Annotated in this window: 9 protein-coding genes; 4 read left to right on the top strand and 5 right to left on the bottom strand. The window is 73.2% G+C overall.

What is annotated here, in order from left to right; translation table 11 throughout:
* The first annotated feature begins 368 nt into the window (after nt 1-368).
* A complete protein-coding gene (locus RKE29_RS08740; RefSeq protein ID WP_312004514.1) occupies nt 369-1,580 on the top strand; it encodes a pyridoxal phosphate-dependent aminotransferase in 1,212 nt (403 codons plus the stop codon).
* A gap of 128 nt (nt 1,581-1,708) precedes the next feature.
* Nucleotides 1,709-2,149, top strand: a complete 441-nt coding sequence (locus tag RKE29_RS08735) for a hypothetical protein (protein ID WP_312004513.1) — start codon at nt 1,709-1,711, stop codon at nt 2,147-2,149.
* A gap of 159 nt (nt 2,150-2,308) precedes the next feature.
* Here the strand turns inward: RKE29_RS08735 and RKE29_RS08730 are convergent, their stop codons facing one another.
* The gene (locus RKE29_RS08730; protein ID WP_312004517.1) at nt 2,309-4,123 is read right to left on the bottom strand and encodes a phosphoenolpyruvate carboxykinase (GTP); all 1,815 of its coding nucleotides are present in this window, start codon (nt 4,121-4,123) and stop codon (nt 2,309-2,311) included.
* Nucleotides 4,124-4,442: 319 nt separating this feature from the next.
* Between RKE29_RS08730 and RKE29_RS08725 the strand changes: the two genes are divergently transcribed.
* On the top strand, nt 4,443-5,174 hold the full coding sequence (locus RKE29_RS08725) for a hemolysin III family protein (RefSeq protein ID WP_312004512.1): 732 nt from the start codon (nt 4,443-4,445) through the stop codon (nt 5,172-5,174).
* 480 nt (nt 5,175-5,654) lie between these two features.
* Here the strand turns inward: RKE29_RS08725 and RKE29_RS08720 are convergent, their stop codons facing one another.
* Nucleotides 5,655-6,983 (bottom strand): NADP-dependent oxidoreductase, encoded by a 1,329-nt coding sequence (locus RKE29_RS08720; protein WP_312004511.1) that lies wholly within the window; start codon nt 6,981-6,983, stop codon nt 5,655-5,657.
* Between the two features lie 168 nt (nt 6,984-7,151).
* Nucleotides 7,152-9,197 carry a thioredoxin domain-containing protein gene (locus RKE29_RS08715; RefSeq protein ID WP_312004510.1) on the bottom strand — a complete coding sequence of 682 codons (2,046 nt, stop codon included), beginning with the start codon at nt 9,195-9,197 and terminating at the stop codon, nt 7,152-7,154.
* Nucleotides 9,198-9,425: 228 nt separating this feature from the next.
* Here RKE29_RS08715 and RKE29_RS08710 point away from each other — a divergent pair, with 228 nt between their 5' ends.
* Nucleotides 9,426-9,992 carry a Uma2 family endonuclease gene (locus RKE29_RS08710; protein ID WP_312004509.1) on the top strand — a complete coding sequence of 189 codons (567 nt, stop codon included), beginning with the start codon at nt 9,426-9,428 and terminating at the stop codon, nt 9,990-9,992.
* Between the two features lie 390 nt (nt 9,993-10,382).
* On the opposite strand, the gene RKE29_RS08705 is transcribed toward RKE29_RS08710, so the two are convergent.
* The gene (locus tag RKE29_RS08705) at nt 10,383-10,679 is read right to left on the bottom strand and encodes a hypothetical protein (RefSeq protein ID WP_312004516.1); all 297 of its coding nucleotides are present in this window, start codon (nt 10,677-10,679) and stop codon (nt 10,383-10,385) included.
* Nucleotides 10,680-10,686: 7 nt separating this feature from the next.
* Nucleotides 10,687-11,559: a mycothiol conjugate amidase Mca gene (gene mca / locus RKE29_RS08700; RefSeq protein ID WP_312004508.1), complete on the bottom strand. Its 873-nt coding sequence runs from the start codon at nt 11,557-11,559 to the stop codon at nt 10,687-10,689.
* Nucleotides 11,560-11,644 lie beyond the last annotated feature (85 nt).

The following is an 11,644-nucleotide window of genomic DNA, read 5'->3' as shown; positions in this document are numbered from 1 at the left end:
CGGGCGGGCGGCGGCACGCGGGCGCTCGGGCCGCCCGGCCGCCGCCCGCCCAGGCCCACCCCGGCAGGGGCTGACGTGGCGGATGTCACGTTTCGCGGGCGGTGGCAGCAGAAGCCGCCACCGGGCCCGCCCCACCCCGTACGGCACGCGCGGGCCGCGCGCCCGGAAGGCCGGTTTCCCAGCCCCACCGCCCTCGGCATCCGTTATTTCGCATGTGTGTGGCGCCGGGCGCTACGTCATCGAAGACGACCGCCGACGGGCGCGCCCGCCAGGCGGCTGCCCGCGGCCTCGCGAGAGGCGCGCGGGGCCGCTGGGGCGTGGCGATAAACACCGCGCGGCGGACGTTACGTCACCGTAAGGTGGCCGACATGCAGGTGCTCCAGTCCACGAAACTCGCCAACGTCTGCTACGAGATCCGGGGTCCGGTGCTTGAGGAGGCGATGCGTCTTGAGGCAGCGGGCCACCGCATCCTGAAGCTCAACACCGGCAACCCGGCCGCCTTCGGCTTCGAGTGCCCTCCGGAGATTCTGGAGGACATGCTGCGCAACCTCGGTGACGCGCACGGCTACGGCGACGCCAAGGGGCTGCTGTCGGCGCGGCGCGCGGTGATGCAGCACTACCAGACCAAGGGCATCGAGCTGGACGTGGAGGACGTGTTCCTCGGCAACGGCGTGTCCGAGCTGATCCAGATGTCGATGCAGGGCCTGCTGGACAACGGCGACGAGGTGCTGATCCCGTCCCCGGACTACCCGCTGTGGACGGCCGCCGTCTCGCTGGCCGGGGGCACGGCCGTGCACTACCGCTGCGACGAGCAGTCCGACTGGCTGCCGGACCTGGCGGACATCGAGCGGAAGGTCACCGACCGCACCAAGGCGATCGTGGTGATCAACCCGAACAACCCGACGGGCGCGGTCTACGGCGACGAGTTCCTGCACGGCATAGCCGAGATCGCCCGCCGCCACCACCTGATCGTCTGCGCGGACGAGATCTACGACAGGATCCTGTACGACGGGGTCACGCACACCCCGTTCGCCGTGATCGCCCCCGACCTGCTGACGCTGACGTTCAACGGGCTGTCCAAGGCGTACCGGGTGGCGGGCTACCGCAGCGGCTGGCTGGCGGTGTGCGGGCCCAAGGCGCACGCCGCGAACTACCTGGAGGGCCTGACGATCCTGGCCAACATGCGGCTGTGCGCGAACATGCCCGCGCAGCACGCGGTGGCCACGGCGCTGGGCGGGCGGCAGTCGATCAACGCGCTGGTGCTGCCCGGCGGGCGGCTGCTGGAGCAGCGCGACACGGCGTACGAGCTGCTGACGCGGATCCCGGGCGTGACGTGCGTGAAGCCGAAGGGCGCGCTGTACGCGTTCCCGAAGCTGGACCCGAAGGTCTACAAGATCAAGGACGACCGGCAGATGGTGCTGGACCTGCTGCGGGCCGAGAAGATCATGATCGTGCACGGCACGGGCTTCAACTGGCCCGAGCAGGACCACTTCCGCATCGTCACGCTCCCGGCCAAGAAGGACCTGGCCGACGCCGTGACGCGGATCGGGAACTTCCTCGACGGCTACGGCCAGCCCTGACACCGCCGTGCCCGCGGCGGGAGCCGTTCCGGGCGCGGGCGCACGCGCGGCGGCGCACCGGTTGATCGCACTCAACTTTAGACAGAGTCCAAGTTAGGATGGCCTCCTCAGCCTTTTGGAGGCCGTCGATGTACGAACCGATCCGTACCCAGTCGGTCCACAGCGCGGCACCGCCTGTGCCCGACTTCCCGCACCGCACGCGCGAGGAGGAGCTGGACACCCAGCTCGCGGCCCACCTGACCGCCCTGCTGACCGTCACCGACGAGCTGCGCGCCGCCGCCGGCGGCCCGCGCGGCGGCGGGGACCTGGACACGGCCGCCGAGCGGCTGGTGCGGCAGATAGCCCGGCTGCGCGGCGGGCGCGCGCCTGAGCGGCTCGCCCCGGCCGCCCCGGCCACGCGCCGTCCGCTGGACGAGGCGGGTCTGGCGGCGCTGCACCGGCGCGCGCACGCGCTGGCCGGGCGGGCGCTGGTGGTGGCCGCCTCGCGCGCGGACACCGTGGCCGCGATCCTCGCGGCGGAGCGGATGGACGCGCACGCCGCCGCCCCGCGGCTGGCGGCGACCGCGTAACGGCCCCGGTCCGCGGGCGAAGACCGCCACGCGGACCGGGTGCGGGTGCCGCTGCCGGAGTGCGGGAGGCGGGCCAGCCGCCACACGCCGTCCGGCCTCAGGGTGCGCGCCGTCCGGCCCTGGAGTGCGCCAGGCGCCGCTCGCGCGCCCGCTCGCCGCTCAGCCCAGGCGCTTGACCAGGGCCTCGTACTCGCTCCACAGCTCCTTGGGCGTGTGGTCGCCGAAGGTGTTCAGGTGGCCGGGGATCAGGGCGGCCTCCTCGCGCCAGACGTCCTTGTCGACGCTCAGCAGCAGGTCGAGCGCGGCGTCCTCCAGGTCGAGGCCGTCGGTGTCCAGCGCCTCCCGGGTCGGCAGGATGCCGATGGGGGTCTCGACGCCCTCGGCGCGACCGTCGAGCCGGTCCACGATCCACTTCAGCACGCGGCTGTTCTCGCCGAAGCCCGGCCAGACGAAGCGGCCCTCGTCGTCCTTCCGGAACCAGTTGACGTAGTAGATCTTCGGCAGCTTGGCCGGGTCGGCGTTCTTGCCGACCTCCAGCCAGTGGCCCATGTAGTCGCCCATGTTGTAGCCGCAGAACGGCAGCATGGCGAAGGGGTCGCGGCGCAGCTCGCCCACCTTGCCCTCGGCGGCGGCGGTCTTCTCGGAGGCGACGTTCGCCCCGAGGAACACGCCGTGCTGCCAGCTGAAGGACTCGGTGACCAGCGGCACCGCGCTGGCGCGGCGGCCGCCGAAGAGGATCGCCGAGATCGGCACGCCGCGCGGGTCCTCCCACTCGGGCGCGATGATCGGGCACTGCCCGGCCGGGACGGTGAAGCGGGCGTTGGGGTGGGCGGCCGGGGTGTCGGAGGCGGGCGTCCAGCCGTTGCCCTTCCAGTCGGTCAGGCGGGCCGGGGACTCCTCGGTCATGCCCTCCCACCACACGTCGCCGTCGTCGGTGAGGGCCACGTTGGTGAAGATCGCGTTGCCCCACAGGGTCTTCATGGCGTTGGCGTTGGTGTGCTCGCCGGTGCCGGGCGCGACGCCGAAGAAGCCGGCCTCGGGGTTGATCGCGTACAGCCGGCCGTCCTCGCCGAAGCGCATCCAGGCGATGTCGTCGCCGACCGTCTCCACCGACCAGCCGCTGACCGTGGGCTCCAGCATGGCGAGGTTGGTCTTGCCGCAGGCGCTGGGGAAGGCGGCGGCCACGTACTTGGCTTCTCCGCGCGGCGGCGTGAGCTTGAGGATCAGCATGTGCTCGGCCAGCCAGCCCTCGTCGCGGGCCATGACCGAGGCGATGCGCAGCGCGTAGCACTTCTTGCCCAGCAGCGCGTTCCCGCCGTACCCGGAGCCGTACGACCAGATCTCCCGCGTCTCGGGGAAGTGCGAGATGTACTTGGTGGAGTTGCAGGGCCACGGCACGTCGGCCTGGCCGTCGGCGAGCGGCGCGCCGACGGTGTGGACGGCGCGGACGAAGTCGCCGTCGGTGCCCAGCTGCTCCAGGACCGCGTTGCCCATGCGGGTCATGGTGCGCATCGAGACGGCGACGTACGCCGAGTCGGTGATCTCCACGCCGAGTGCGGACAGCGGCGAGCCGAGCGGGCCCATGCAGAACGGGACGACGTACATGGTCCGGCCGCGCATCGCGCCGCGGAAGATCCCCCGCTCCCCGGTGAAGATCTCCCGCATCTCGCCGGGGGCCTTCCAGTGGTTGGTCGGCCCCGCGTCCTCCTCCTTCTCGGAGCAGATGAAGGTGCGGTCCTCCACGCGGGCGACGTCGGTAGGGTCGGACGCCGCGTAGTAGGAGCCGGGACGCTTGATGGGGTCGAGCCGGGTGAACGTCCCCTTGGCGACGAGCTCCTCACACAGGCGCTCGTACTCCGCCTCCGAGCCGTCGCACCAGACCACTTCGTCGGGCTGGGTGATGGCGGCGATCTCGCTGACCCAGGACACCAGGCCCTGGTGGCTGGTGGGCGGACTGGTGGGGACGCTGGGAATAGTGAGGGGGGTAGGGGATGATGCCGCTGCTGCGCGCGCCACGATCGCTCCGTTCCGCCGGAACCGCGCTGCTCCGGCGCAAGTAAGTGAGGGTTTTTTCGGATATGTGCACGGATATCCGTTGTGGAGACAGCTACCCCTTGGGGGCCGCGACCCGGACGCTTCGGCTCATCCGGTGCCGACCGCGCTCAAATGCTGCGCTCATTTGATCATCCGTCGGCTCAAGCGTTCTGTCTAGTGGGCGGTTCCGTGACGATCGCCACTCAGGTCCCATTTGCGGCCTGGATCGGACCTACGGTGCCGTAGGTAGCATGAGCGCATGACCGCCGCGTCGCCAGGGGCCGACCAGCCCACTCCGGAAGTCCCAGTAGCCCCAGCGCACTCGCTCAAACCGTCCCCAACGGCCGCCGCGCACCAGCTCAAACCGCGCCTGCGGGGCTGGCTGCACGCCGGGATGTTCCCGGCCGCGCTGGTCTCCGGCGTGGTGCTCACCGCCCTCGCCGACAGCCCTCGCGGCCGCCTGGCCTGCGCGATCTACACTCTCACCGCCTGTGCGCTGTTCGGCGTGAGCGCCCTGTACCACCGGGGCGACTGGGGCCCGCGCGCCTCGGCCGTGCTGCGCCGACTGGACCACGCCAACATCTTCCTGATCATCGCGGGCACGTACACGCCCTTCACCCTGCTGCTCCTGCCGCACGGCAAACAGCAGGTGCTGCTGTGGCTGGTGTGGGCGGGGGCGCTGGCCGGGATCGCCTTCCGGGTCTTCTGGGTCGGCGCGCCCCGCTGGCTGTACACGCCCTGCTACATCGCGCTGGGCTGGGCGGCGATCTTCTTCCTGCCCGACTTCCTGCGCGCGGGCGGCATCGCCGTCATGTCCCTGATCCTGGTCGGCGGCCTGCTGTACAGCCTGGGCGCGGTGGTCTACGGCACCAAGCGGCCCAACCCGTCACCCCGGTGGTTCGGCTTCCACGAGGTGTTCCACTCCTTCACCCTGGCGGCCTTCGTCGTGCACTACGTCGGCGTCTCGATCGTCGCCTACCAGCACGCCTGATCGGGCCGCGACCACGCGCAGCCCGGCCGCCCCGGCGCGGGCCCGCCCGTCTGGCCGCCCGACCGCGTGTCCCGGCCGCCACGCCGCCCGGCCCCCGGCGCGCCGGGGCCTGGGGCGCTGTGCTCCTGGCGCTCCGGGAAGGGCGGGAGGCCGCCCCGGGCCCGGGACCCCGGTGACCGCCTGGCCGGGGGCCACTGCCCGACAGACGGGAGGCCGCTGGGGCACGGGCGGAAGCCGGGGGCGGCCCCGGAGCCCGGCCCGGGAGTCGGTGACCGCCCAGCCGGGACCGCTGGGCCACGGGCCCGGCGGCAACGCGACCGCGGAGCGGCTCGGCAGCGAATCCGCACGCCGGAGACCGCGGTCAGCCGCCGACTGCGCGATGGGAGCCGGGGCCGGGGCCGGCCCGGGCCGGGTCCGGGGGCGTTCCTGCGGGCCGCCGACTCCGAGGCGGCGGGGCAGTGGCCGGGCCCGGGCCGGAGGTCACAGGTCGACCAGGACCGTGCCGACGTGCCGCCCGGCGAGGAGTTCGCGCAGGGCGCGCGGCGCCTGGCCGATGCCCTGGAGGCGTACGTGCGGGAAGGACAGCGTCCCCTCGCGCAGGCCCCGCGCGAAGACGGCCGTCCACTCCGGGATGACGTCCATGTGGTCGTAGAGGGCGATGCCGCGCAGGGTGATCCCGCGATCGGTCAGCGCCACCGTGTCGATCTGCACCGGAGCGGCCGTGCCGCCACCGGCCTGGGCGGACAGCGCGCCGACGACGGCGAAGCGGGCACCCCGGCGGGCCACGGCCAAGGCGGCGCGCAGCTGCTCCCCGCCGACGTTGTCGAAGACCGCGTCCAGGCCGTCGGGCGCCGCCTCGCGCAGCTGGTCCTCGATCGGCCCGGCGCCCCGGACCACCACCGCGTCGTACCCCAGCTCCGCCAGCAGCCGGTCCGCCTTGTCCGGCGAGCCCGTGCTGCCGATGACCCGCTTGGCGCCGCGCAACCGGGCGATCTGGCCCGCCAGGGACCCGACGCCGCCCGCGGCCCCGGTCACGAACACGGTGTCGTCCGGGCGCACGTCCGCGCCGCGCACGACGCCCATCCACGCGCTGGGCCCCTGGGAGAGGTACGCGGCCGGGTCGGGCAGCGCGACCGGGTCGAGCCGGTGCGCCTCGGCCGAGTCGACGACCGCGTACTCCCGCCAGCCGAACCGGTGCTCGATCAGGTCTCCGGGCCGAGGCGGGTCCGCGCCGCCGTCCGGGGCACCCGGCACCCCGGACGGCGGGCCCCCGGCCCACCCGACACCGGGCCCCGGATCCGCCGATCGCGGGTGCCCGGTGGGCGGGCCCTCGGTGACGCGGCCCTGTGCCCCCCAGCTCTCGCCGCCCCGTCCCCCCGGCCTCAGGCCACCGGCCTCCCGGCCCGCGTCCACCGGACCGCCGGAACCGCCGCCCGTATCGAACGGACCGCCCGTGCCACCGGAACCGCCGAACGGACCGCTCGTGTCACCGGGACCGGTGGGACGGCCCGCACCGACGCGACCGCCGACCCGCGGGCGGTCCGGCGCGGCGACCACCTCCCCCACCGCCAGGCCCCACAGCGGCTCGCCCTCCGCGAAGGGCGGCACGAACAGGTCGGCGTCCCCGTTCATCAGCGTGCGCATGACGGCCGTGACCGACATGACCCGGTTGCGCACGAGCACCTGGCCGGGCCCCGGCACCGGCACCGGCGCCTCCGCCACCTCGAAGTGCTCCGCACGCAGCTCCTCCCCGGGCCGGGGCCGGACGGCGAGGCGCACCTCGCGGTGCGTGGCGGGGACGGCGGTCATCGCGGCTCCACGGGGCGGTCGGGCAGCGCAAGGACAGCCGCGCGGCGCGAGCGGGGACCGGCCCGCGCCGGACGGCACTCCCCGACCGTAGGCCCCGCCGCTCAGGCCCGGCTCAGGCCGCCGCGGTCCCGCCGACGGGCGGGCCCCGGCGGCCCCGGCTGCCACCGCTCACGGCACGGCCAGGGCCGTGAGTGCGCCCAGGTTGTCCGCCAGGGCCTCGGCGTCGGAGGTGGGCGCCTCGCAGGTGAAGTGGCGGCAGACGTACGCGGCCGGGCGGCCGTCGGCCAGTGGGCGACCCTCGACGAGCGGCACCTCGCCGGAGCCGGGCGGACCGACCGCGACGACCGCGCCGGGCGCGGTGCCCAGCAGGGCGGCCCGGTGCAGGGCCAGGGTGGCCGGGTCCCCGTCGGGGCCCACGACCGCCACCTCACGCGGCCCGTCGAGCAGGGCCTCGGCCACCGCCAGGCCCCAGCCGACGTACCGGGGCGCGCGCGGGCCGAGCGCGGTGACCACGCCCAGGGCCCGCTCGGCCGCCTCCCGGTGGCGGTCGCTGCCGGTGAGGGCCGCGTAGGACAGCAGCGCCCCGGCCGCGGCCGTCCAGCCGGAGGGCGCGGCGTTGTCCGTGGGGTCCTGGGGGCGGCGGATCAGGGCCTCGGCGTCGTCGGCCGTGTCGTACAGCGCGCCGTCCGCGTCGGCGAAGCGGCGCAGCACCGTGTCGAGCAGCAGGCCCGCCAGCTCCACCCAGGCGCCCTCGCCGGTGACGGCCGAGAGGGCGAGGAAGCCCTCGGCCACGTCGGCGTAGTCCTCCAGGACGCCCGCGTGGGAACCGGTCGATCCGGCGAGCGAGGTGCGGGCCAGTCGGCCGCGGTCGTCCAGGTGGACGCGGACCAGCAGGTCGGCGGCGGCGGTGGCGGCGGCCACCAGGTCGGGACGGTCGAAGTAGGCGCCGGTCTCGGCGAGGGCGGCGATGGCCAGCCCGTTCCACGCGGCGACGACCTTGTCGTCTCGGCCGGGGCGCGGCCTCCGCTCGCGGGCCGCGAGCAGCCGCTGCCGCACGGACGCCAGCCGGGCGGCGTCGGACGGCGGCTCGCCGTCGGGCAGCTGGAGCACCGAGGCGCCGCGCTCGAAGGTGCCCTCCTCGGTCACGCCGAAGTACCCCGCGGCGAACGCCGCGTCCGCCTCGCCCAGCGCGTGGCGCAGCTGGGCGGGCGTCCATACGTAGTACGCGCCCTCGGCGTGGCCGCCGGACTCGTCGTCGCTGTCGGCGTCGAGCGCGGAGGCGAAACCGCCCTGCTCGGTGCGCATCTCGCGCAGCAGGAACTCCGCGGTCTCCAGAGCGACGCGGCGGGCCAGACCGGAGCCGGTGGCCCGCCACAGGTGGGCGTAGACGCGGGTCAGCAGCGCGTTGTCGTAGAGCATCTTCTCGAAGTGCGGGACGGTCCAGGTGGCGTCCACGGCATAGCGCGCGAAGCCGCCGCCGAGCTGGTCGTAGATGCCGCCGCGGGCCATGGCCTCGCAGGTGGCCCGCACCATCTGCGAGGCGGCCTCGGAGCCGGTGCGGGCGTGGTGGCGCAGCAGGAACTCCAGCACCATGGACGGCGGGAACTTCGGCGCGCCGCCGAAGCCGCCGTGCACGGCGTCGAAGTCGCGGGTGAGGCCCATGAGCGCGGCGTGCAGGTCGTCGGCGCCGGGCGGGCGAGGGGCGCCGTAGGCCAGGGACCGGGCGGCCAGGTCCCGCGCGATGCCGCCGGCGACCTCGCCGACCTCCTCGCGCCGCTCCGCCCAGGCGGCCCGCACGCCCTCCAGCACCTGCCGGAAGGAGGGCATGCCGTGCCGGGGGCGGGGCGGGAAGTACGTGCCGAAGTAGAACGGCTCGGCGTCGGGGGTGAGGAACACGGTCATCGGCCAGCCGCCGTGGCCGGTGGCGGCCTGCACCGCCTCCATGTAGACGGCGTCGACGTCGGGCCGCTCCTCGCGGTCGACCTTGACGGACACGAAGTGCTCGTTGAGGAGGGCGGCGGTCTCCTCGTCCTCGAAGGACTCGCGCGCCATGACGTGGCACCAGTGGCACGCAGAGTATCCGACCGACAGCAGAACGGGGACATCGCGCCGTTTTGCCTCCTCGAACGCCTCGGGTCCCCACGGCCACCAGTCGACCGGATTATCAGCGTGCTGAAGCAGATAAGGCGAGGTCATACCAGCCAACCGGTTCATACGACCCAGCCTCTCACAGCGCCTGGCGCGACCGGCGAGACCTTCACGCGCCCGCCTCGCTCGGCCGAATTGCACTTGCGGGCCATCGCGTGGCCGGCGGCTCCTCCCTCTCGGGGTCGGTGTCGAACCTTTCCGGCGTTCCTCCGGGTCGAGCGGTCCAACACCTGGGAACAGTAGGCTGGGCGCAGCAGCGCTGGACCTGCCGAGGCTCCTCGAAGGAGGTACACCATGACCGCCGAGATGGTGGCGCCCGCGTGGATGCGTACGCAGATCAGCGCGGAACAGTACGACTCCTGGTCCGAGGAACAGTGCGCCGGCATCGAGATCGTGGACGGGATGGTCGTCGTGAGTCCGAGCGCCTCGAAGCGGCACAACCGGCTGGCCCGGATCCTGGCCAATGCCCTGGACGCAGGTGCAGGCTCTGACTGGAACGCGGACACGGACTTCGACGTCCGCCTGCAGGACGTTCCGCTCACCAACCGCCGCCCTGACGTCATCGTCTACCGGGCAGAGACCATCGACCTCACACCCACCCGCCCTGAGCACGTACTCCTGGTCGTCGAGGTCGTGTCGCCCGGCTCGGAGACCACTGACCGGATCGTGAAGGTGGACCAGTACGCCAAGGCCGGCATCCCCTTCTACTGGCGAGTCGAGCAGGCCGCCGCCGGGGTCCCGATCGTCTACACCTACATCCTCGACCCCGCCACCAAGACTTACAGGGACGGCGAGATGTTCACCGGCACGGTGAGGGCCACCGTGCCTTTCTCCATCACGGTCGATCTTGGGGTCATGTAAGGAACGGAGAAGTCGCCCCGCTTTCGATGTTGGCCGGTGGCGCCCGGATCCATTCTGGGGACTGTAGATCGTTCGGATCTGGCCCGTAGTCGGTGGTGATGTCGGGTAGCCATCAGGGCAGGAGGATGCGGTTGCGGAGGAGGTCGGATCCCGGGCGGACCTCCTCGGGCGGGCCGGGCAAGCTGGGGGTCTACAGGCGCCCGGGCGAGCCGGGTGGGCCAGAGGTCCACGGACGCCCGGGCGTACCGGGCCCGGGCGAGCCGGTGACCCACGGCCGCGGGGCGTATCGCGGTCGCACCACGCGCCGCCGCACCCGTGCCGACCAGGCTGCCGGACGCCCGGGCGGACCGGACCCCGGGCGGGCCGGGGAACTACGGGCGGGCCGGGGAACTACGGGCGGCCGGGGGCCTCGCCGTCAGGCCGGGCGCCGCCGCCGACCGGGCCGGGCGCGCCACCCGGTCGACGAGCCGCCGCGGGCCCGCCGTCCCGCGGCTGCCCCGCCTCCGGCGCCTCCTGGAAGTCCACCTTCTTCATGTGCTTGTTCATGGACTTCATCAGCAGCCAGACCGCGACGCCCATCAGTGCGAAGACGATGAAGCCGAGGACGCCGGGAGTGACCTTGTTGTCGTCCAGGTCCTTGGCGAGCTGGACGGCCGGAAACGCCTGCGCCGCGGCGAGGGTGCTCATCATGGGCTCAATTGTTGCGGATGCCCGCGAAGAGGTCGTCCTCGGGGAGGGAGGTGTCCACCAGGGACTTGGCCAGCTCGTACTCCTCCGTCGGCCAGACCTCCTTCTGGATGTCCATCGGCACGTGGAACCAGCCGCCGTCGGGGTCGATCTGCGTACGGTGGGCGATCAGCGCCTTGTCGCGGATCTCGAAGAAGTCGCTGCACGGCACGTAGGTGGTCAGGGTGCGCTCGGGCCAGTCGGTCCGGTCCCAGCGCTCCAGCCACTCCCCGTAGGGCGACTCCAGGCCGCGCGCGAGCAGTGACTCGTGCAGCGCCTGGGTGCGCGGGCGGTTGAATCCCTGGTTGTAGTAGAGCTTCAGCGGCTGCCACGGCTCGCCCGCGTCCGGGTACCGCTCGGGGTCGCCCGCGGCGTCGAAGGCCACCATGGAGATCTTGTGGGTCATGATGTGGTCGGGGTGCGGGTAGCCGCCGTTCTCGTCGTACGTGGTGATCACGTGCGGCCTGAACGAGCGGACGAGCCTGACCAGCGCCTCGGCGGCGTCCTCCACGGGCTGAAGCGCGAAGCAGCCCTCGGGGAGCGGGGGCAGCGGGTCGCCCTCGGGCAGGCCGGAGTCCACGAAGCCCAGCCACTCCTGCCTGACGCCGAGGATTTCGCGCGCCTCCTCCATCTCCTTGGCGCGCACCTCGTGAATGTGCTCCTCGATATAGGGGTCGCCCTGGAGCTTGGGGTTCAGGATGGAGCCGCGTTCCCCGCCGGTGCAGGTCGCGACCAGCACGTCCACCCCCTCGGACACGTACTTCGCCATGGTGGCGGCACCCTTGCTGGACTCGTCGTCCGGATGGGCGTGCACGGCCATGAGTCGCAGCTGCTCGGTCAAGGCAGGATCCTCGGTGATTCGGAGCGGTAGACGGCTTCTATAGTGACTCAGACACCGGGTGGAATAATTCCCGGTTCCCCGAACT

Origin of the sequence: Streptomyces sp. B1866, from assembly GCF_031932565.1 — a bacterium.
Classification (GTDB): domain Bacteria; phylum Actinomycetota; class Actinomycetes; order Streptomycetales; family Streptomycetaceae; genus Streptomyces.
This window is presented reverse-complemented; position numbering and strand designations above follow the sequence as displayed.